Below are 21,998 nucleotides of genomic sequence, written 5' to 3'. Positions count from 1 at the left end.
TCGGGAATGACCGAAATGAGCTGGGCGCCTGTACGGTGAGCCTTGTTATGCCACCCACTCTTGCCTCGCTCGTGCAGCACTCCGCGCTCCGACTGGCCGTGCTCACCGGGCAGGACAGGTTGGAGACCGGTGTGCGCTGGGCGCACGCCAGCGAGCTGGCGGACCCGACCCCGTATCTGGACGGCGGTGAACTGCTCCTCGTCACGGCCCTCAAGCTGGACGCCGAGGACCCGGAGGCGATGCGCGCCTACGTGCGGCGCCTCACCGAAAAGGGCGTGGTGGGCCTGGGCTTCGCCTCGGGGGTCAACTACGAGAAGGTGCCGGACGCGATCGTCGAGGCATGCCGTGAGGCGGGCCTGCCGCTGCTCGAAGTTCCGCGCCGCACCCCCTTCATCGCCATCAGCAAGGCTGTCTCCGCCGCCATAGCCGCCGAGCAGTACCGGGCGGTCACGGCGGGTTTCGAGGCACAGCGGGAGATGACACGGGCGGCACTGTCGCAGGAGGGCCCCTCTGCCCTGCTCACCAAACTCGCCTCGGAGGTGGCCGGTTGGGCCGCGCTCTACGACGTCTCCGGTGCCATGGTCGCCACCGCGCCGGCCTGGGCGGTGCGCCGTGCCGCCCGGTTCGTCACGGACGCGGAACGGCTGCGCGACAGGCCGGCCCCGGCGAGCGCCGTCGTCAGCGGATCGGACGCCGGTGACGACCGGGTCGAGCTGCAGACGGTCGGCAGCGGGCGCCGCGCGAAGGCCGTGCTCGCCGTCGGGACGGCCGCTCCGCTGGGCACCGCGGAACGCTACGCGGTGCACTCCGCCATCGCGCTGCTGACGCTCACGATGGAACGGTCGAGGGCACTCCAGGAGGCCGAACAGCGCCTCGGCGCCGCGGTGATGAGGATGCTGCTCTCCGGCGAGCCCGACCACGCGCGTGCCGTCGCCGGTGCGCTCTACGGCGGGCTGCTGGACGCGCCGATGCGGGTTCTGGTGGCCGAGCCCGCGGCGGGCTCGGCGTCCCGCGGGCGGCGAAGCGCCGACGGGCAGGCGGCCGTCAACGGGGACGGCCCGGCCGGCGGCGGGGCTGCCGCCGCGGCAGTCGGCGGCGGGTCCGGGGGCAACCTGCCCGTCGTGACGGTCACCGAGTCCTCGGCCGTGCCGGTCCCCGTTCCCGAGGGCGTCGCGGACGGCCTGACGGGACCTCTGGAACAGCTCGCGGACCTCGTCGAGACCGCCGCGGCACGCAACGGGGAAGCCGTCCTCGTCGTGCCGGACGGCAACCGTCTCGTGGTGCTCGCCGCCGACGGGGGCGCCGCCGTCGCGGCGTGCGCCCAGTACGCGGCCGCGTGCGCCAAGGCCGTCGAATCGTCCGGCTCCGGCGGTGCGCACCGCTCCGGAGGGCCGGCAACCGTACCGGAGGACGCGCTCGCCGTCGGGGTCTCCGCTCCCGCCGGTCTCGCCGCCGCGACCGTCGCGTTCAAGCAGGCGGACCAGGCGCTCTCGGTGGCCCGCCGCCGCGGTGCCCCGCTCGTCGAGCACGAGGACGTCGCCGCCGGGTCGGTGCTGCCACTGCTCGCCGACGACGCGGTGCGGGCCTTCGCCGACGGTCTGCTGCGCTCGCTCCGGGACCACGACGCGAACGGGCGCGGCGACCTCGTCGCGTCGCTGCGCGCCTGGCTCTCGCGGCACGGCCAGTGGGACGCGGCGGCCGCCGATCTGGGCGTGCACCGGCACACGCTGCGCTACCGGATGCGCCGCGTCGAGGAGATCCTCGGCCGTTCCCTGGACGACCCGGACGTACGTATGGAGCTGTGGCTCGCCCTGAAGGCCACGGGGTGAGCGGCCCGGTGACCACCGCGGAACGCGGGTGGGCGGCATGCGCGCCGCCGTACCTCTGAGGGGACCGCAGCCGACGGCGCCGGCGCCCACGCGGTGCGCGGCGGTCCGCGGTCGCAGCCCCGGCGCTGCGGCGGACCGAGGGCCACGCTCGGTGTCCGTGCCAAACCGGCGTGTGGCGAGGGGCAAGTGTGCCGCGCCGGACAAGAAACGTGGTCATCCGCAGGCCCTACCGTTGGCAGAAGAGACGGATGAATGCCGTCCGGCGCTCGTCACCGCGGCGCCGGCACGGCAGGGGCCACTTTCACCGTGGTTCGCCGTCTTGCACGCTCACATCGCATTGCTCTCACACCACCACACCGGAAGGGCGGCCCCGCAGTGACGACAGCGACTTCCCCGCACGCGTTCTGGCTCGCCGGCCGTGAGGCCACGGGCGACGACACGCTCGATGTCACCTCGCCCTGGGACGGCAGGCACGTGGGAAGCATCAGTCTTCCCACGGCCGACCAGGTCGAGGAGGCCGTGGCCGCCGCTGCCGCCGTCGCCGACGAGTTCTCCGCGACTCCCGCGCACGTGCGTGCCGCCGCTCTGGACCACGTCACGGCCCGCGTCCGCGAGCGGTCCGAGGAGATCGCGACGCTGATCTCGGCGGAGAACGGCAAGCCCATGAAGTGGGCGCGCGGCGAGGTCGGCCGGTGCGTCTCCGTCTTCCGCTGGGCCGCCGACGAGGCACGCCGCTTCAACAGCGGCGAGGCGCAGCGGCTCGACTCGGACGCGGGCGGCGCGGGACGCCTCGCCTACACCCGGCGCTTCCCGTTCGGGCCGGTGCTCGGCATCGCGCCCTTCAACTTCCCGCTCAATCTGTGCGCCCACAAGGTCGCGCCGGCGCTGGCCGTCGGCACCCCGATCATCCTCAAGCCCGCACCGGCCACACCGCTGTCAGGCCTGCTGATCGGCGAACTGCTCGCGGAGACGGACCTGCCCGCCGGCTCGTGGTCCGTGCTGCCCGTGCCCAACGACCGGATGCCGGAGCTGGTGCAGGACGAGAGGCTGCCGATCATCTCCTTCACCGGCTCGGCGCCCGTCGGCTGGTCCATCCTCGACTCCGCCCCGCGCAAGCGCGTCACGCTCGAACTCGGCGGCAACGGCGCGGCGATCGTGCTGGGCGACTTCTCCTCCGAGGAGGACCTCGACTGGGCGGCGCAGCGCATCGCGACGTTCTCCAACTACCAGGCGGGCCAGTCCTGCATCTCGGTGCAGCGCGTGATCGCCGACTCCTCCGTCTACGACCGTCTCGTGCCCAGGATCGTCACCGCCGTCGAGGCCCTGCGCACCGGAGACCCCTCCGACCCGGCCACCGATGTCGGGCCGCTGGTGAGCGAGGACGCGGCCAAGCGCGTGGAGTCGTGGGTCGAGGAGGCCGTCTCGGCAGGCGCGAAGCTGCTCGCGGGCGGCAAGCGCGAGGGCGCCACATACGCCCCGACCGTGCTGGAGGGCGTGGGCCCCGACACGCAGATCGGCTGCGAGGAGGTCTTCGGTCCGGTCATGTCGCTGACGAAGGTGGACGGCGAGGAGGAGGCGTTCGCCGTGGCCAACAACTCCAAGTACGGCCTCCAGGCAGGCCTGTTCACGCACGACATCCAGGCGGCCTTCCGCGCCCACCGGGCGCTGGAGATGGGCGGCGTGATCGTCGGGGACGTCCCCTCCTACCGTGCCGACCAGATGCCCTACGGCGGTGCGAAGCAGTCGGGCGTGGGCCGTGAGGGCGTCCGTTTCGCGATGGAGGACTACACCTACGAGCGCGTGATGGTGCTGACCGGTCTGGAGCTGTAGCCCTCGCCGCTTCCCGGGGGGCTTCCGGAACGGCGGACCCGACGGAGACGGACGGACCCGGACCGCGCGTGTGTGCGCGGTCCGGGTCCGCTGCGTCGTGCGTGCCGGGGGCCCCTGTGCGGGACGGGAAAGGACCGGCCGGCGGGACGAGGTCGCTCAGATCGCCGCGAGGTCCCCGGCGAAGACGACCATCTGGTCGATGCGTTCGTCACGCAGGTGCACCATGTCGGTTCCCGTCAGCAGCAGTTGACCCGCTCCGTCGTGGTAACTCCAGCTGTAGCGCGCCCACTCGCCGGGGGCGTCGACCACCGTGGTCCGTGTCACCTTTCCCGGGCCGTCGGGGTGCGCGCGGAGTTCGTTGATGAAGTTCTCCACCGCCTCCACCCCGGTGCTGCGCCCCAGCGGCCCCCAGAAGACGACGTCCTGCGTGAGCGCGCGCGAGAGCAACTCGGTCACATAGGCCTGGTTCGGGGCGTTGAAGGCGGCAAGGAAGGTGTCTACAGCGTCTTCGCCGGGTTCGACCTGCATGCCCTCTGTCCTATCAGAAGCACGCCCGCGGTAAAGGCCCCAGCTCTTCGCTCGCCGCGCGGGGTAGGTTCGCCCCATGCCCGTGACCAGTGGGATCGAAGGGGCCGGGCCGCCGCCCGTGGGTGCCGTCCGCACCGTCCTCGGTGATGTCCCGGGCGACCGGCTCGGGCTGTGCGACGCGCACGCCCATCTCTTCCTCCGCACTCCGGCGCTTCCCGGCCGGGAGCTGGACGACGCCGACGCGGCCGAGGCCGAGTCGGTCGCCTTCGCGGATGCGGGCGGGCAGTCGGCCGTGCAGTGGACGCCCTACGGCATGGGACGGTGCACGGGCGCCCTCGCGGAACTCGCCCGCCGCACCGGACTGCATCTGGTCGCCGCGACGGGCCTGCACCAGGCGGTGCACTACAAGCCCTTGCACCGCAAGGCGGCACACTACGAGGCGGGCCGTCCCGGACGGCCGGGCCCGCTCGACGCCGGGGCGGCCGGCCTCGCACAGCTCTTCGTCGAGGAGCTGACCCGGGGCGTCCGCGGCAGCGTCTGCGGCGAGGGTCCGCGAGCCGGGCTGATCAGGGCGGCCGGCGGCTTCCATGGCCTGGACGCACACGCGACGCGCGTGATGCATGCTGCGGCCGAGGCACACCACGCCACGGGCGCACCCGTCGCGGTGCACCTCGAAGGCGGCACCGCCGCACACGAGGTGCTCGACCTGCTCTGCGAAGGGTGCGGAGTGCCGCCGAACCGTGTGCTGCTGGGCCACGTCGGCCGCTTCCCCGATCGCGCGCTCCACCGCGAGGTCGCGCGACGCGGTGCCTGGCTCGTCTTCGACGGCCCCTCCCGCGACCACCGGGCGACGGACGCGCGGCTGACGGAGTGCCTCGCGTCGCTCGTCGAGCACGGGCACGGCGACCGGATCATGCTCGGCTCCGACATCACGCATGCCGAAGCCCGCGGCGCTCCGGGTATGCACTACCTGCCGGCGGTGCTGCGGCCGCGCCTCGCCCGGGAGTTGGGCACGGAGGCCGCCGAGCGGATATTCCTGCACAACCCTGCCCGCGCTCTCGCGGCCGAGTGGAAGGACTGAGCGGTTGTTCGTCTTCGCACACATAAGTGACACGCACATCGGACAGGACCGCGGGGACGGGGGTGTCCGCGCACGGGAACGCACGGAGCGTGTGCTGCGGTACCTGGAGGAGCTGCCGGGCGACCTGGACGCCGTGGTCCTCACCGGCGACGTCACCGATCACGGCACCCCGGAGGAGTACGCGGAGGCCGCGAAGCTGCTCGAGGGCTCCAGACATCTTTCGGTGCACTGCCCGGGCAACCACGACTCTCGCGGCCCGTACCGCGCCGGCCTGCTGGACGCCGACCCGGACGACATCTCGCCCGTCAACCGTCTGGTCGTGCTGCCCGGGGCCACCTTCGCGATGTGCGACTCCAGCATCCCGGGCCGCGGCGACGGCTACCTCGACGACGGCACTCTCGCCTGGCTCGACAGCGCACTCGCCGGAGCGCCGCACGACAGGCCCGCGTTCGTCTGCTTCCACCACCCGCCTGTGCCGCTGCATGGTCAATACGTCGATCCCATACGCCAGTTCGGGGAGCACCGGCTCGCCGCCGTGGTCGAAGGTCACGCACATGTGGCGGCGCTGCTGTGCGGACACAGCCACACGCCCGCCGTCACGACGTTCGCGGGCCTTCCGCTGGTCGCGGCGCCCGGCGTCGTCTCCACGCTGAAGATGCCCTGCGAGGGCGAGGCCGGAGGGCCGCTCGACTACGCGCTGCCGCCGATGCTCGCCTACCACGTCCACGACGACGAGGGCCGCCTGACGACGCACTTCCGGGTGGTGCCCTGACCATCGGAACCGGGCCTGCTGTGACGCCGTCCGAGTGCGGCCTGCCCGGGCGCGGGCCCGGGGCCGCGCCGCGCCGGGCGGCATGACCGCCGGCCCACGGGGCAGAAGGGCGTGCGACCGCGTCGTCACGCGCCGCGGCGCATCCAGGACACCGCGTGCGGAAAGTCTGGTACGCACGGGATGAATCGGGTACATACGAGCGAGTAGCACCGGCCGGTAGTGCGCGGCGCCGCACGGCGCCGCACGGCGTTCACTGTCCCTACCACGCGGCGAGATGAGTGAGATGACTGTCTCCGAGCGCGAAGCCCGAGAAGTAGCCGAGGCCGCACGCGAACAGGACTGGCGCAAGCCCAGCTTCGCCAAGGAAATGTTCCTGGGCCGCTTCCGGCTGGATCTGATCCATCCCCACCCCGAGCCGTCCGCCGAGGAGGTGCGCCGCGGCGAGGAGTTCCTGACGAAGCTGCGCGACTTCTGCGAGACGACGATCGACGGCGCCCGGATCGAACGCGAGGACCGCATCCCCGACGAGGTCGTCGCCGGCCTGAAGGACCTCGGCGCGCTCGGGATGAAGGTCGGCCCCGAATACGGGGGCCTCGGCCTGACGCAGGTCTACTACAACAAGGCGCTCGCCATGGTCAGCAGCGCCAGCCCGGCCGTCGGCGCGCTGCTCTCCGCGCACCAGTCGATCGGGGTGCCGCAGCCGCTGAAGATGTTCGGCACCCAGGAGCAGAAGGACACCTTCCTGCCGCGCTGTGCCCGTACGGACATCTCCGCCTTCCTGCTCACCGAGCCGGACGTGGGCTCCGACCCGGCGCGGCTTGCGACGACGGCCGTGCCCGACGGGGACGACTACGTCCTCGACGGCGTGAAGCTCTGGACGACGAACGGCGTCGTCGCCGACCTCCTCGTCGTCATGGCCCGCGTGCCGAAGTCCGAGGGCCACAGGGGCGGCATCACCGCGTTCGTCGTCGAGGGCGAATCGGAGGGTGTCACCGTCGAGAACCGCAACTCCTTCATGGGCCTGCGCGGTCTGGAGAACGGCGTCACCCGCCTCCACCAGGTCCGCGTCCCCGCGGCCAACCGCATCGGCAAGGAGGGTGAAGGGCTCAAGATCGCCCTGACGACCCTCAACACGGGGCGCCTGTCCCTGCCGGCGACGTGCGTTGGCGCCGGCAAGTGGTGCCTGAAGGTCGCCCGCGAGTGGAGCGAGGCGCGCGTGCAGTGGGGGCGGCCCGTCGCCAGGCACGAGGCCGTCGGCAGCAAGATGTCGTTCATCGCCGCGACGACGTTCGCGCTGGAGGCCGTGGTCGACCTCTCCAGCCAGATGGCCGACGAGGAGCGCAACGACATCCGGATCGAGGCCGCGCTGGCCAAGCTGTTCGGCAGCGAGATGGCGTGGCTGATGGCGGACGAACTCGTCCAGATCCGCGGCGGACGCGGCTTCGAGACGGCCGAGTCGCTCGCGGCGCGCGGCGAGCGGGGCGTCCCCGCCGAGCAGCTGCTGCGGGACCTGCGCATCAACCGCATCTTCGAGGGCTCGACGGAGATCATGCATCTCCTCATCGCTCGCGAGGCCGTCGACGCACACCTGGCGGTCGCGGGCGATCTGATCGACCCGGACAAGACGATCTCCGACAAGGGACGCGCGGCCGTGGCCGCCGGCGGCTTCTACGCCCGCTGGCTGCCCAAACTCGTCGCGGGGCCCGGCCAGTTGCCCGGCACGTACTCGGACTTCGGTGAACTCGCCGGGCATCTTCGCTACGTGGAGCGCACCTCGCGCAAGCTCGCTCGCTCCACCTTCTACGCCATGTCGCGCTGGCAGGGCCGTATGGAGACCAAGCAGGGCTTCCTCGGACGGGTCGTGGACATCGGCGCCGAGCTGTTCGCGCAGAGCGCGGCGTGCGTACGCGCGGAGAAGCTGCGGCGCGACGCGTTGAGCAGCGGCCCCGACGGCAAGGCGCCGTACCAGCTGGCCGACGCGTTCTGCAGGCAGTCGCGGATCCGGGTGGAGGAGCTGTTCGGAAGGCTGTGGCACAACACGGACGACCTGGACCGCAAGGTCGTCAACGGCATCCTCGACGGCGCCTACACGTGGCTGGAGGAGGGCGTCATCGACTCCTCGTCGGACGGCCCGTGGATCGCCGAGGCCGTGCCGGGGCCCTCGAAGAAGAAGGACGTGCACAGGCGGATCGGCTGAAGCACCGCTGATCCGGCGTGGGAGGGGGTGGGCGCCCGGCGCGGGCACGCGCGCCGGGCGCCCGCGCCGATGCGCACGGCGGACCCGCAGCGAAGTCGCGGCCTGCCGGCGGACATCCGGTGGGCCGGGGGCAGCAGGCGGTGAATGCGACAGGCAGAGGAACCGTCAGAATGGGGCCATGACCCAATCCCTTGCTGATCCGCACCTTCGGTCCTCCGTGCCGCCGGACGTGCCGGAAGGGCCGCGCGACATCGTCATCCTCGGATCGACCGGCTCCATCGGCACCCAGGCGGTCGATGTCGTACTGAGCAATCCCGGCCGGTTCCGGGTCACCGGACTGTCGGCCGCCGGAGGCCGGCTGGAGCTGCTGGCCGGGCAGGCGCACCGGCTCCAGGTGCGGACGGTGGCCGTCGCCCGCGAGGACAAGGCCGTGCAGCTGAGGGAGACGTTGCGCGCCGAGTACGGGCCGGGGAAGGCGATTCCCGAGGTGCTCGCCGGGCCGGACGCGGCGACCGAGCTGGCGGCGAGCGAGTGCCACACGGTGCTCAACGGCATCACCGGCTCCATCGGGCTGGCCCCCACACTCGCGGCCCTGAAGGCGGGCCGGTCGCTGGCCCTGGCCAACAAGGAGTCGCTGATCGTCGGCGGCCCCCTGGTGAGGGCGCTGGCGGCACCCGGCCAGATCGTGCCCGTCGACTCCGAGCACTCCGCCCTCTTCCAGGCCCTGATGAGCGGCACGCACGAGGAGGTGCGCAAGCTGCTGATCACCGCGTCAGGCGGGCCCTTCCGCGGCCGTACGAAGGCCCAACTCGCCGACGTCACACCGAAGGAGGCGCTCGCCCACCCCACCTGGGACATGGGCCCGGTGATCACCGTCAACTCGGCGACGCTCGTCAACAAGGGCCTGGAGGTGATCGAGGCCCACCTCCTCTACGACCTGCCCTTCGACCGTATCCAGGTGGTCGTGCACCCCCAGTCGGCCGTGCACTCCATGGTCGAGTTCACCGACGGCTCGACACTCGCCCAGTGCGGGCCGCCGGACATGCGGCTGCCGATCGCGCTCGGGATCGGCTGGCCCGAAAGGGTTCCGGACGCGGGCCCGGTCTTCGACTGGTCGCGTGCGATGTCGTGGGACTTCTTCCCGCTGGACGCCGAGGCGTTCCCGGCCGTGCCGCTCGCCTTCCAGGTGGGCCGGTACGGAGGAACCGCACCGGCCGTGTACAACGCAGCGAACGAGGAATGCGTCGAGGCGTTCTTGAGCGGAAGGCTGCCGTTCCCCGGCATCGTGGATACGGTTGCCGCTGTGGTCGAGGAGCACGGGACGCCTGCCGAGGCGGCGCTCACGCTCGACGATGTCCTCGACGCGGAGACGTGGGCGCGCGCACGCGCCCGTGAACTGGCGACGGCAGCAGCGGAGGCCCGCGCGTGATCACCTTCATGACGATTCTCGGCATAGTCGTCTTCATCGTGGGGCTGCTCTTCTCCATCGCCTGGCACGAGCTGGGGCACCTTTCGACGGCGAAGATGTTCGGCATCCGCGTGCCGCAGTACATGGTCGGCTTCGGCCCTACGATCTTCTCCCGCCGCAGGGGCGAGACGGAGTACGGCCTGAAGGCGGTGCCCCTCGGCGGCTACATCCGCATGATCGGCATGTTCCCGCCCGGCGAGGACGGGGCGCTGCGCCAGCGCTCGACCTCGCCGTTCCGGGGCATGATCGAGGACGCGCGTGCCGCGGCCTTCGAGGAGCTGAAGCCGGGCGACGAGAAGCGCCTGTTCTACACGCGGGCGCCCTGGAAGCGCGTCATCGTGATGTTCGCCGGGCCGTTCATGAACCTGATCCTGGCCGTCGTGATCTTCCTGGTCGTGCTGATGTCCTTCGGTATCAACACCCAGACCACGACGGTCTCTTCCGTGTCCAAGTGCGTCATCCCGGCGTCGTCGAAGTCCGACAAGTGCCCGGCGGGCGCGAAGGACTCGCCGGCAAAGGCGGCCGGTCTGCTGCCGGGTGACAAGATCGTGGCCTTCGACGGCAAGCGCGTCACCGAGTGGGGCACTCTCCAGCAGCAGATCCGGGACACCACGGGGCCCGCCACCATCACCGTCGCGCGCGACGGCGGCCGCAAGACGCTCCAGGCCGATCTGATCCCGAACAAGGTCGCCAAGTCCGACGGCCGCGGCGGCTACGTCGAGGGCGAGTACGTGACGGCCGGTTTCCTCGGCTTCACGCCGGCCAGCGGCGTGGTCCCGCAGACCTTCCCGCAGTCCGTCGACCGGATGAGCGACATGATGGTCTCCGGCGTGCAGGCGCTGGTCGCCCTCCCCTCGAAGGTCCCCGACCTGTGGAACGCCGCGTTCGGCGGCGCCGAGCGCAAGCAGGACTCGCCGATGGGAGTCGTGGGCGCGGCCCGCGTCGGCGGCGAGGTCTTCTCGCTCGACATCCCGCCGACGCAGCGCGTGGCGACGATGCTGTTCCTCGTCGCGGGCTTCAACCTGTCGCTCTTCCTCTTCAACATGCTGCCGCTGCTGCCCCTGGACGGGGGCCACATCGCGGGCGCCGTGTGGGAGTCGGTGCGGCGGGCCTTCGCCAAGGTCTTCCGGCGACCAGACCCCGGACCGTTCGACGTGGCGAAGCTGATGCCCGTCGCGTACGTGGTCGCCGGGATCTTCATCTGCTTCACCCTCCTGGTGCTGGTGGCCGACGTGGTCAACCCGGTGAGACTCGCGGGATAGCGCGGGATAGCGGGGGAGAGCAGGCGGCAAGGACGGGCACGGAGAGGCGGGGGCAGGGCCGTCGCCGCCGCCGGAAACGCGGCGGCCGGTCCCGCCCGCGAGGCCTTTGCTCCGTATGTACGCTTCACCCGCTTCGCGGGAGAGGGATGTGCTCCCAGGGGTGGGGGTGCCGTAATCTCGGGGGCCGGAGCCCGTCGATCTCCCGGGGCTTCTCGATCCACACCTTGGGGTTGCACGCCTGATGACAGCGACAGCGATTTCGCTCGGAATGCCGGACGTACCGACCAAGCTCACCGACCGCCGCAAGAGCCGGAAGATCCACGTCGGTCCGGTCGCGGTCGGCGGTGACGCACCGGTGTCCGTACAGTCGATGACCACGACCCGCACGGCCGACATCGGCTCGACTCTCCAGCAGATCGCCGAACTGACCGCGTCCGGCTGCCAGATCGTGCGGGTCGCCTGCCCCACGCAGGACGACGCGGACGCGCTGTCCACCATCGCGAGCAAGTCGCAGATCCCGGTGATCGCCGACATCCACTTCCAGCCGAAGTACGTCTTCGCCGCGATCGACGCGGGCTGCGCCGCCGTCCGCGTCAACCCGGGCAACATCAAGCAGTTCGACGACAAGGTCAAGGAGATCGCGCGGGCGGCCTCCGCCGCGGGGACGCCCATCCGCATCGGCGTCAACGCGGGCTCCCTCGACAAGCGGCTGCTGCAGAAGTACGGGAAGGCCACCCCCGAGGCGCTCGTCGAGTCGGCGCTGTGGGAATGCTCCCTCTTCGAGGAGCACGGCTTCCGCGACATCAAGATCTCGGTCAAGCACAACGACCCGGTCGTGATGATCAACGCCTACCGGCAGCTCGCCGCCCAGTGCGACTACCCGCTGCACCTGGGCGTCACCGAGGCCGGTCCCGCCTTCCAGGGCACCATCAAGTCCTCCGTCGCCTTCGGCGCCCTGCTGGCCGAGGGCATCGGCGACACGATCCGGGTCTCGCTGTCGGCGCCGCCCGCCGAGGAGTGCAAGGTCGGCATCTCCATCCTGGAGTCGCTCGGCCTGCGCCAGCGCCGTCTCGAGATCGTCTCCTGCCCGTCCTGCGGACGTGCGCAGGTGGACGTCTACAAGCTGGCCGACGAGGTCACCGCGGGCCTGGAGGGCATGGAGGTTCCGCTCCGCGTCGCCGTCATGGGATGCGTCGTCAACGGCCCGGGGGAGGCCCGCGAGGCGGACCTCGGAGTCGCGTCGGGCAACGGCAAGGGGCAGATCTTCGTCAAGGGCGAGGTCATCAAGACCGTCCCCGAGTCCAAGATCGTCGAGACGCTCATCGACGAGGCGATGAAGATCGCCGAGAAGATGGAGAAGGACGGCGTCGCCTCCGGTGAACCCGAGGTCGCCGTCAGCGGCTGAACCGCCGCGGACGTCTACGGACGTCCGCGCAAGCGCCTGGAACCGGGCCCCGTCGCCGATGGCTGACGGGGCCCGGTGCCGCAGTCGAGCCGACCGCGTGGCAGGTACAGTCGGAGAAGCCCCCACTCCTCCCTTCCGTCCTCAGGGGCATGTCACGGTGAGGCAGCCGACACGTTGTTGACCACCACCTCCACCAGGGTTGTCGACCCCGCCGAACTCGACGACGTGCTCGCCGTGCTGCGCCGTGAGCCTGTCAACAACGCCTTCATCGCCTCCCGCGTCCACGCCGCCGGGCTCGACGCGCTGCGTCTCGGCGGTGAGATGTGGGGCTGGTACCAGCGGGGCCGGCTGAAGTCCCTCTGCTACGCCGGGGCCAACCTCGTGCCGCTGTGCGCGGGACCGGAGGCCGTCCGCGCCTTCGCCGAAAGGGCACGCCGGCAGGGGCGCCGCTGCTCCTCCATCGTCGGCCCGGCGGACTCCACCGCCGGCCTGTGGTCCTACCTCGAACCGCACTGGGGCCCCGCCCGCGAGGTCCGCCGCCGGCAGCCGCTCATGATCACCGAGGAGGTCCCGCGGGACGTGCGCCCCGATCCTCGGGTGCGCCGCATCCGCAAGGACGAGATGGAACTGGTGCTCCCCGCCTGTGTGGAGATGTTCACCGAGGAGGTGGGTGTCTCACCGCTCGCGGGTGACGGCGGCCTGGTCTACCAGTCGAGGGTCGCCGAACTCGTCGGCTCCGGACGCTCGTTCGCCCGCGTCGAGGACGGCCGGATCGTCTTCAAGGCCGAGATCGGCGCTGCCACGCCCCATGCCTGCCAGATCCAGGGCGTCTGGGTCACCCCCGAGCGGCGCGGCGAAGGCCTCTCCGTCTGCGGCATGGCGGCGGTGCTGCGCTACGCGCTGAACGAAGTGGCGCCCCTGGCGAGCCTCTACGTCAACGACTACAACCTGGCGGCGCGTGCCGCGTACAGACGTGTCGGCTTCCGCGAGACCGGCGCGTTCATGAGCGTCCTCTTCTGAGACCGGTGTCCACGGCGGTCGGTGGGGGCGTTGACTGCCAGTAGCTCCTAGTAGCCTCCCGGGCATGCTGCATTCTGCCGGGGGACCATCACCCCAGGACCCCCGCGAACCCCTCGTCGGACCGCTCGACCTGGAGGCGGACGTCGACGATGCGCTCGCCGTGCAGGCCGTCGCCTTCGGGCTGAGCGACGAGGAGATCGCAGTGCGGCGCCACATCGTGCTGCGGCACATGAAGTCCCCGGGAGCGCGGGCGCTCGGCGCGCGCACACCGGAAGGCCGGCTGATCGGCTTCGTCTACGGAATGCCCAACGACCGCACCCAGTGGTGGTCCACCGTCGTCGCCGGATATCTGCGCGCGGCGGGCTGCGGCGACTGGCTGGACGACTCGTTCGTCATCACCGAACTCCACGTCCTCCCCCTCCACCAGCGGCGGGGCCTGGGACGACGTCTGATCACCATGCTCACCGACACCGCCGCGGAGCCGCGCTCCCTGCTCTCCGCGATCGACACCGACAGCCCCGCCCGCCACCTCTACCACCGGCTCGGCTACCGGGACCTGGCCCGCAACGTGCACTTCCCGAGCGCGCCCAGCCCGTACGCGGTGATGGGGGCGTGGCTGCCGCTGAGGCGTTCCTGACGGTTGCGGGGGAATCGCATTTCCGTGCCGTGTACGGGGCCGGATACCCTCCTCCTCAGTTGTTTCCGACTCCTTTCAACCACCGCACGGAGAATTCCATGGCAGCCCGAGTCCAGCGTTTGTCCCGGTCGATGCTGAAGACGCTGCGCGACGACCCGGCCGATGCCGAGACCACCAGCCACAAGCTGCTGGTGCGCGCCGGATATGTGCGGCGGGCGGCCGCCGGCATCTGGACGTGGCTGCCGCTCGGGCTCACGGTGCTGGAGAACGTCACCCGGGTCGTACGCGAGGAGATGGACGCCATCGGCGCCCAGGAGGTGCTGCTTCCCGCGCTGCTGCCCAAGGAGCCCTACGAGATCTCCGGACGCTACGACCAGTACGGCGACCTGCTCTTCCGCCTGGAGGACCGCAAGGGCGCCGGATATCTGCTCGGGCCGACGCACGAGGAGATCTTCACCCAGGTCGTCAAGGACCAGTGCACCTCGTACAAGGACCTGCCGGTCACGCTCTACCAGATCCAGACGAAGTACCGGGACGAGGCGCGTCCCCGGTCCGGCATCCTGCGCGGACGTGAGTTCACGATGAAGGACGCCTACTCCTTCGACGTCTCCGACGAGGGCCTGGCCGAGTCCTACGCGCGCGAACGCGAGGCGTACCAGCGCATCTTCGAGCGCCTCGGCCTCGACTACCGCATCGTCTCCGCCGTCTCGGGCGCCATGGGCGGCTCGGCCTCGGAGGAGTTCCTCGCGCCGGCAGCCGCGGGTGAGGACACGTACGCGCAGTGCCCCTCGTGCGGGTTCGCGGCCAACACCGAGGCGCTGTCGGTCCCCGTGGTGCCCGCGGAGACGGCCGGGCATCCCGCGATCGAGGAACTCGACACCCCGGACACCCCGACGATCGAGACGCTCGCCGAGCACCTGGGCATCCCGGCCTCGGCCACGCTGAAGAACCTGCTGGTGAAGATCGACGGTGAGATCGCCGCCGTCGGCGTCCCCGGCGACCGCGACGTGGATCTCGGCAAGCTCGGCGAGCATCTCGCCCCCGCCGAGGTCGAGTTGGTCACCGCGGAGGACTTCGTCGGCCGGCCCGACCTGGTGCGCGGCTACGTCGGCCCGCAGGACGGCATGGCCGGCAAGGCCTTCCGGTACATCACCGACCCCCGCGTCGCGCCCGGCACCGAGTGGGTCACGGGTGCGAACAAGCCGGACAAGCACGCGCGGCACGTGGTCTGCGGACGCGACTTCGAGGTGGACGACTACCTCGACGTGGTCGTCGTCGAGCCCGGAGACCCCTGCCCGAACTGCGGCTCCGGCATCGTCCTCGACAGGGCGATCGAAATCGGCCACATCTTCCAGCTCGGCCGCAAGTACACCGACGCCTTCGAGCTGGACGTGCTCGGCCAGGACGGCAAGCCGGTGCGCGTGACGATGGGCTCGTACGGCATCGGCGTGACGCGCGCCGTGGCGGCGCTGGCCGAACAGACCGCGGACGAGCAGGGGTTGTGCTGGCCGCGGGAGATCGCGCCCGCCGACGTCCACGTCGTCGCGGCGGGCAAGGCGCTGCAGACGGAGCTCGCGGTCGACGTCGCGGAGAAGCTCGGTGCGGCCGGTGTGCGCGTGATCGTGGACGACCGCGCGGGAGTGTCGCCGGGTGTGAAGTTCACCGACGCGGAGCTGATCGGCGTCCCCACGATCCTGATCGTGGGCCGTGGCGCGAAGGACGGCCTGGTCGAGCTGAAGGACCGCCGCACCGGCGAGCGCGAGGAGCTGACGGTGGCGGACGCCGTCGCCCGTCTCTCGTCCGCCGCCTGACACGGGCAGCGAGGGGCGGCGGCCCGCGCGCCCGGGTGCCGGGCAGCGAGGGCCGCCGCCCCCCTTTGCTCCGCGACGCCCTGCGCCGCCACGCGCCGTGCCGGCCGTGCTCCGGGGCCGGGTCGCTGCCCCAGCCGTGCTCAGCGCCCAGGCGTGCCCTCCACGGCATCCGGACCCGGCTCACGCCGCCCGTGCCGCAGGAGAACCTGCTCCGCGTTGGCGGCCATCGCCTCGTCCACCATCCGGCCCTCGAAGGTCACGGCACCCGCGCCCCGTGCCTGCCCGTCGCGTACGGCGGCGATCAGGCGCTCGGCGCGGGCGAGTTCGTCCGCGCCGAGGGAGAAGACCTCGTTGATCACGGGAACGTGCGAGGGGTGGATCGCCATCATGCCGGTGTAGCCGAGTGCCCGGTTCTGTTCGGCGAAGCGCCGCAGGCCTACCAGGTCGCCGATGTCCGTCCACAGACCGCCGACGGGGTGTTCGGCGCCGGCGGCACGCACGTCCAGCAGGACGCGCGAACGCAGGGCGTGTGTCTCGCTGCCCTCGGGGCTCCAGCGGTAACCGACCGCCCGTTCGACGTCGCCGCCGGGGGCGGTGAGCGCGCCCGCGTAGGCCACGCGGGCGGAGGCGGCTGCGATGTCGTGCGCGTTGCGCAGGGCCCGCGCCGTCTCCAGCAGAGGGACAACCGCGAAGGTGCCCGCCCGCAGGCCGTGCTCGTGTTCGCACCACGTCAGCAGGCGGTCGGTGATCCTCATGTCCTCCTCGGAGCACACCTTCGGCAGGACGATTCCGGCGAGGCCGGGCCGGGCGGCGGCCCGGAGTTCCTCGGCGGCGGACCATTCGCTGAGCGGATTGATCCTCACGAAGAGTTCCATCCCGCCGTCTCCGCGGTCACCGGGCGCGGCGTGCCGAGCGACGGCCTCGGCCACGCGCGCACGGGCGGTCTGCTTGTCCTGGCCTGCCACCGCGTCCTCCAGGTCGAGGATCGCCGCGTCGGCGCCTGACGCCTCGGCCTTGGCCAGCCATTCCGTCTTCGTGCCGGGGACGAACAGCAGCGAGCGCAGCGGTGCCCGCCTGACCCCGGACGGACCGTCCGGCTCAGACGACACCGTGCCGCTCCAGCTCCGCGAGTTCCTCGTCCCCGATGCCGAGCCAGTGCTGGTAGACGGTGCGGTTGTCCTCGCCGAGCGCCGGCCCGGTGCGCCACACCCGCCCCGGGTTCTGCCGGAAGTGAGGAATGACGGCCTGCATCCGAACGGGGCCGAGTTCCGGGTCCTCGACGGTCACGATGTCCTCCCGCTCCGCGTAGACAGGGTCGGCCGCGATGTCCGCGGCGTCGAACACGCGGGAGGCCACCACCTCGTTGCGGGCGAACAGCTCCAGGCACTCGTCCGTGGAGCGCTGCGCGACCCACTCACGCAGCCCCGCGTCGAGCTGGTCGCGCCTGGCCTGCTGCGCCTCGGCGGTGGCGAACTCCTCCTCGGGCAGGCCGAGAAGGACAGCGACGTTGCGTACCGAACGCAGTGTCGCGGAGGTGACCGTGATCCACTCGCCGTCGCCGGACCGGTAGGTGTTGATCACCGCAGCGGGCGCGACAGCGAGCTGGTTGCCCGACCGCTCGGGCACCGTGCCCAGCTGGTCGTGCACGATGACCTGCCATTCGACGAGGCGGAAGAGGGGCTCGAAGAGGGCGAGGTCGATCCATTCCCCGTCGAAGTCCGGGTCACGTTCGCGGCGGTGCAGGGCGGCCAGCACGGCGTAGGCACCCATCAGCCCGTTGACCGCGTCGCCGTGTGAGAAGCCGGTGTGGACCGGAGGGCCGTCCGGAAAGCCGGTCAGATGAACGACTCCGCTGCGCGCCTCGCCCATCTTGCCGAAACCGGGGCTGTCGGCCAGTGACGATGTCGCGCCGTAGCCCGATATCTGCAGCAGCACCGCCTTCGGGTTCAGCCGGTGCACCGACTCCCAGTCGAGACCCCACTCGCGCAGGCGTCCCGCCCGCAGCGTGACGATCACGACGTCGGCCCAGGCGACGAGGCGGTGTGCGAGCCGGCGTCCGTCCTCCTGGTGCAGGTCGAGGGTGACGGACCGCTTGTTGCGTCCGGCGACCTTGAACCACAGGGGCGTGCCGTCGCGCCGGGGCCCCATGGCCCGGGCCGCGTCACCGGAGCCCGGGGGTTCGACGTGTACGACGTCCGCGCCCTGGTCCGCCAGCATCGAGCCGGCCAGCGGTCCGGCGACGACATGGGCGAACTCGACCACCTTCAGGTCGCACAGCTGGCCGCGGCGTCCGGAGGTGTGGTGGTCGTCGATCACGGAGCGGCTCCCTCGTTCGGCCTGGTCGCGGGTGTCTTCCGCTTCAGCGTCTCTGAGCGAGAAATGCCTGTCCAGCAAGAAAGGACCATCAATCGATGCGCTTTTCGCATGGCTGTTCCATGAGCCGCCTCACGCCCACGAGACGCCGTCCGGGAGGCCGCTGCCCTCTTCGCGCAACGCGTCGAGAGTCTCCAGGAAGCGGTGGGCCGCGAGAGGCACCGTCCGCCTGGTCCGCATGGCGACGTCGAGACGCCGGTGGACCACGGGCCGGGAGAGCGGCCTGGTGGCGAAGGGGCCGCTCCCCAGAAGCGGAAGGACGAGGGCAGGCATCGCCGAGACCCCCAGTCCGGCGGCGACCAGACCCCCGACCGTCGCCACGCTCCCCGCCTCCGCCGCCGGTGCGACCCGGGCGTCGATCTGCGCGAAGGTGGCATCGGCCAGCCGCCGCACGCTGGAGTCCCGGCCGATGGCGAGATACGGGTGCCGCGCGAGATCTTCCCAGGTCACCTCGTCCCGTTCCACCAGTTCGTGCTCGGGCGGCAGCACTGCTACGAACCGGTCGCGGACCAGGGGCCGGTGTTCCAGCTGCGCCGACGGCTCACCCGTCGTGATCGCGAAGTCCGCGTCGCCGGAGGTGACGTGGGCCAGTACGGTGCGCTCCGGTCCGTCCATGATCCGTACGGACGCGTGGGGCCGCTGTCTGCGGAACTGGGAGATGACCTGCGGGAGCAGCACAGCGGCGACCGACGGCAGTGTCGCCACGGCGACCGTCCCGGACTCGCCGAGCAGGAAGCGCTCCATCTCCTTCATCCCCGCCCGGTGCGCACCGAGGATCTGGTCCGCGATCCGCAGCGCCTCCGTACCGGCCGCGGTCAGCTGCACGTTGCGGGTGTCGCGCTCCAGCAGCTGGGCTCCCAGCAGCCGTTCGAGGTCGGCGACCGCCCGGCTCAGCGACGACTGCGAGACGTGAAGCTGTGAGGCGGCGGCGGTGAAGCTCGCCGCCCGGGCCACGGCGGCGTACGCGGAAAGCTGGCGGAGTGTGGCGTCCATGGGCGGTGAGCATAGGCGCGAGCAGCGCGAACTCATGCACAGATCGCATGAGTGGATCCCCGTTCAATGCTGGACACCCATTCGATCCGGCTCGGAAACTCTCGGGCAACGCGACGCCCCCACGTCCATGAGTCGCCCGCCGCCAGGCCCGGGACACGAGAGCGAGAGATCATGCTGGCAGCACTGGGCTTTACCACGATCGGACTCTTCCTACTGCTCACCATGACCAGGCGGCTGTCCGTGCTTGTCGCACTGGTCCTGCTCCCTGTGCTGGCGGCCCTGGCCGGAGGATTCGGGGACAAGCTCGGCGCCATGGTCCTCGACGGCCTGGCCACGGTGGCGCCGACCGGGATCATGATCGCCTTCGCGGTCCTCTACTTCAGCCTCATGGTGGACGCCGGTCTCTTCGACCCGCTGATACGCGGCATCCTCCGGATCGCCCGCGGGGACCCGCTGCGGATCTGCGTCGGCACCGCCGTGCTGACGATGTGCGTGTCACTCGACGGCGACGGAGCCTCCACCTTCCTCATCACCGTCTCCGCACTGCTGCCTGTCTATCGGCGACTGGGCATGCGGCCGCTCGTCCTCAGCGGAATCATCTGTCTGGGTGCCGGCGTGATGAACATGGTCCCCTGGGGAGGTCCGACCGCGCGGGCCGCCGCCGCGCTGAAGCTCGACACCTCCGAGATCTTCGTGCCCGTCCTCCCCGCGATGGGCTGCGGAATCGCATGGGTTCTGCTGGCCTCGTACCTCATCGGCCGGCGCGAGCGGAAGCGTCTCGGGGAGCTGTCCGCGGAGAAGGAGCCCGCAGCCGGTGCCGGCGAAGGCCCCGGCGAGGGCGCCGTCGACGCGGCGCATGCCGCACGGCCGGAGAGCGGGCCCACCGCCACGGCGGAATCCCCGGCCACGGCGGCCACCGCCACCTCGGCCGCAGCCACCCCGTCCACCGCTGCGGCCTCGGGCCTGGACGCACCCGCCCGTCCCCGGACATGGCTGACGGTCTTCAACCTGGTGCTCACCCTGACCTTGCTGGTCTGTCTTGTGCTGCAACTGTTGCCGCTGCCGGTGCTGTTCGTCGTCGGGTTCGCCCTCGCCCTGCTCGTCAACCACCCCAGGTGGGAGGATCAGCAAGCGCTGCTCGACCGGCACGGCAAGAACGTCGTCCTGGTGACCACCATGATCTTCGCGTCCGGGGTGCTCGCGGGGATCCTCACCGGCACCAAGATGATCGACGAGATGGCCCAGGCGCTCGTCTCCGTCATCCCCGCATCGCTGGGCGGCCACCTCCCCGGAGCCGTGGCCGTCACGGGCATGCCGCTGAGCCTCGCCCTGACCCCCGACGCGTACTACTTCGGCGTGCTGCCGGTGCTCTCGGAGACCGCGCAGGGGTTCGGCACCGGAGAGGCCGAGATCGCCCGGGCCGCAATCCTCGGCCAGATGACGACGGGCTTTCCGCTCAGCCCGCTCACGGCCGCGACGTTCATCCTCGTGGGAATGACCGGCGTCCAGCTCGGTGAGCACCAGCGCTTCATCTTCGGCTGGGCGTTCGCGACCACCCTCGTGATGACGGCAGCGGCGATGCTGACGGGTGCCGTACCTCTCTGAGCAAGCAGCAGGTCATGCCGGGCGGAGCACGTGCCGGGGAGCGCCCCCGGCAGGCGCTCCGCCCGGCATCACGCGGTCAGAGCCAGCCCGCGAACTCCAGCAGCAGCTCCCCGTCCTCCCGGTTTCCGCTGCTCACGTGCCGTACGCCGGACTCCACCGCTCGGTAGAGCGACCAGCCCCGCAGCCGCTCGCGGTCCACCTCGAGGGAGTCGGCGAGCTTGTTGAGGCGGCGCCTGGTCGCCGAGGCGGCGCCGGGGGAGGCGAGCAGATCGTGCAGCCGGTCGCGCACCAGCCGCGCCAGGTCGTACGTGCGCTCGCCCAGCAGCGGATCCGGGCCGGTCACGAGCCAGGGCGCCCGGCCGGCGTCCGCGGCGAGGACCGCGCCCTGTCTGAAGTCGCCGTGGAGCAGCACCTGTTCGGGAGGGTCGGAGAGCAGCGCGTCCCGCAGCTCCAGCGCCTCGTCGCGGAGCGGCCGCACCTCCGGCGGCGTCGCGGGTGAACGCAGGAAGGCGCAGCTCGCGGCCGTGTGCTCGGCGACCGTGCGCAGGCAGTCCACCCCGGGTTCCGTGCCGTCGCGGACTGCCGCGGCCGGAACCCACAGCCGGCGTGCCGCCGAAGCGGCTTCCAGCGTCGCCTTCGCCTCCGGGAGCGACCGCAGCGACATCTCCCCGTGCAGCCGCTCCAGCAGCAGCGCGCCCTCCGCGGCGTCGCGACGCAGCAGCCGCACGGCGCCCCGCCCGTCCCACTGCGCCAGAGCGGCCCCCTCCCGCTCGGTGCGCTCCCGTGCCCCGTAGACGTAAGGGGCGAGCAGCTTCAGCGCCGCCGGAGTGCCGTCGGCCTGACGCACGAGGGTCACCAGGCTGCTGCGGCCACCCGGCGAGACCACGCGGTCGGGCGTCAGCTCCCATTTCTGGAGCATCCGCTCCAGAGTCGCCGGCAACTCCTCGAGCCACTCCTCGCCGGCCCGGCCCAACTCCTCACCGGCGTGGCCGTGCTGAGAGGCGAGGGTGCGCACAAGCCGCTGCGGGGCATCGAGAGGCAGTGCAGAAGGCATGCGGTGACGTGGACCTTTCCGGACGGCGGACGGCGGACGGCAGGCAGCGGGCAGCGGGCAGCGGGGCGTGCAGTGCTGTGCCGTGCCGGTGCGGCACGGGTCGGTCAGTGCGCGTGCGGGTGTGCGTGCTGGT

Annotated in this window: 17 protein-coding genes; 12 read left to right on the top strand and 5 right to left on the bottom strand. The window is 71.5% G+C overall.

The genetic code is table 11. The features are described from left to right. Window positions 1-47 precede the first annotated feature (47 nt). Both EV375_RS10225 and EV375_RS10220 read left to right on the top strand, forming a co-directional pair. On the top strand, window positions 48-1,829 hold the full coding sequence (locus tag EV375_RS10225; RefSeq protein ID WP_130299170.1) for a PucR family transcriptional regulator: 1,782 nt from the start codon (window positions 48-50) through the stop codon (window positions 1,827-1,829). Between the two features lie 375 nt (window positions 1,830-2,204). Continuing rightward, window positions 2,205-3,659 (top strand): aldehyde dehydrogenase family protein, encoded by a 1,455-nt coding sequence (locus EV375_RS10220; RefSeq protein ID WP_486588395.1) that lies wholly within the window; start codon window positions 2,205-2,207, stop codon window positions 3,657-3,659. 156 nt (window positions 3,660-3,815) lie between these two features. On the opposite strand, the gene EV375_RS10215 is transcribed toward EV375_RS10220, so the two are convergent. Then, complete coding sequence (locus tag EV375_RS10215) at window positions 3,816-4,187, bottom strand: nuclear transport factor 2 family protein (RefSeq protein WP_130299168.1); 372 nt, start codon at window positions 4,185-4,187, stop codon at window positions 3,816-3,818. A 76-nt stretch (window positions 4,188-4,263) separates the two neighbouring features. Here EV375_RS10215 and EV375_RS10210 point away from each other — a divergent pair, with 76 nt between their 5' ends. The 9 genes from EV375_RS10210 (at window position 4,264) to EV375_RS10170 (ending at window position 15,840) form a co-directional block, all read left to right on the top strand. Beyond that, window positions 4,264-5,268: a phosphotriesterase family protein gene (locus tag EV375_RS10210; protein ID WP_130299167.1), complete on the top strand. Its 1,005-nt coding sequence runs from the start codon at window positions 4,264-4,266 to the stop codon at window positions 5,266-5,268. Between the two features lie 4 nt (window positions 5,269-5,272). After that, the gene (locus EV375_RS10205; protein ID WP_130299166.1) at window positions 5,273-6,040 is read left to right on the top strand and encodes a metallophosphoesterase; all 768 of its coding nucleotides are present in this window, start codon (window positions 5,273-5,275) and stop codon (window positions 6,038-6,040) included. A 283-nt stretch (window positions 6,041-6,323) separates the two neighbouring features. Then, window positions 6,324-8,237 carry an acyl-CoA dehydrogenase family protein gene (locus EV375_RS10200; protein WP_130301740.1) on the top strand — a complete coding sequence of 638 codons (1,914 nt, stop codon included), beginning with the start codon at window positions 6,324-6,326 and terminating at the stop codon, window positions 8,235-8,237. Between the two features lie 178 nt (window positions 8,238-8,415). Further along, on the top strand, window positions 8,416-9,666 hold the full coding sequence (gene dxr / locus EV375_RS10195) for a 1-deoxy-D-xylulose-5-phosphate reductoisomerase (RefSeq protein WP_130299165.1): 1,251 nt from the start codon (window positions 8,416-8,418) through the stop codon (window positions 9,664-9,666). Then, entirely contained in the window at window positions 9,663-10,967 is a 1,305-nt protein-coding gene (locus EV375_RS10190; protein WP_130299164.1) for a site-2 protease family protein, read from the top strand. The genes dxr and EV375_RS10190 overlap by 4 nt, the downstream gene beginning before the upstream one ends. Before the next feature lie 241 nt (window positions 10,968-11,208). Next, window positions 11,209-12,372, top strand: a complete 1,164-nt coding sequence (ispG, locus tag EV375_RS10185; protein WP_130299163.1) for a flavodoxin-dependent (E)-4-hydroxy-3-methylbut-2-enyl-diphosphate synthase — start codon at window positions 11,209-11,211, stop codon at window positions 12,370-12,372. A 174-nt stretch (window positions 12,373-12,546) separates the two neighbouring features. Next, window positions 12,547-13,392, top strand: a complete 846-nt coding sequence (locus EV375_RS10180; RefSeq protein WP_130299162.1) for a GNAT family N-acetyltransferase — start codon at window positions 12,547-12,549, stop codon at window positions 13,390-13,392. Between the two features lie 64 nt (window positions 13,393-13,456). After that, window positions 13,457-14,029 carry a GNAT family N-acetyltransferase gene (locus EV375_RS10175; RefSeq protein WP_055486302.1) on the top strand — a complete coding sequence of 191 codons (573 nt, stop codon included), beginning with the start codon at window positions 13,457-13,459 and terminating at the stop codon, window positions 14,027-14,029. Between the two features lie 98 nt (window positions 14,030-14,127). Then, the gene (locus EV375_RS10170) at window positions 14,128-15,840 is read left to right on the top strand and encodes a proline--tRNA ligase (RefSeq protein ID WP_130299161.1); all 1,713 of its coding nucleotides are present in this window, start codon (window positions 14,128-14,130) and stop codon (window positions 15,838-15,840) included. 140 nt (window positions 15,841-15,980) lie between these two features. Here EV375_RS10170 and EV375_RS10165 read toward each other — a convergent pair whose 3' ends face one another. The 3 genes from EV375_RS10165 to EV375_RS10155 form a co-directional block, all read right to left on the bottom strand. Next, complete coding sequence (locus tag EV375_RS10165) at window positions 15,981-16,949, bottom strand: HpcH/HpaI aldolase/citrate lyase family protein (RefSeq protein WP_130299160.1); 969 nt, start codon at window positions 16,947-16,949, stop codon at window positions 15,981-15,983. Next, window positions 16,939-18,156: a CoA transferase gene (locus tag EV375_RS10160; protein ID WP_130299159.1), complete on the bottom strand. Its 1,218-nt coding sequence runs from the start codon at window positions 18,154-18,156 to the stop codon at window positions 16,939-16,941. Before EV375_RS10160 ends, EV375_RS10165 begins: the two co-directional genes overlap by 11 nt. Before the next feature lie 129 nt (window positions 18,157-18,285). After that, window positions 18,286-19,206 (bottom strand): LysR family transcriptional regulator, encoded by a 921-nt coding sequence (locus EV375_RS10155; RefSeq protein ID WP_130299158.1) that lies wholly within the window; start codon window positions 19,204-19,206, stop codon window positions 18,286-18,288. A 171-nt stretch (window positions 19,207-19,377) separates the two neighbouring features. Between EV375_RS10155 and EV375_RS10150 the strand changes: the two genes are divergently transcribed. Beyond that, window positions 19,378-20,811, top strand: coding sequence for a citrate:proton symporter (locus EV375_RS10150; protein ID WP_130299157.1), 1,434 nt, complete (start codon window positions 19,378-19,380; stop codon window positions 20,809-20,811). Between the two features lie 76 nt (window positions 20,812-20,887). On the opposite strand, the gene EV375_RS10145 is transcribed toward EV375_RS10150, so the two are convergent. After that, on the bottom strand, window positions 20,888-21,865 hold the full coding sequence (locus EV375_RS10145) for an aminoglycoside phosphotransferase family protein (protein ID WP_130299156.1): 978 nt from the start codon (window positions 21,863-21,865) through the stop codon (window positions 20,888-20,890). Window positions 21,866-21,998 lie beyond the last annotated feature (133 nt).

This window comes from Streptomyces sp. CNZ301 (genome assembly GCF_004217425.1).
This window is presented reverse-complemented; position numbering and strand designations above follow the sequence as displayed.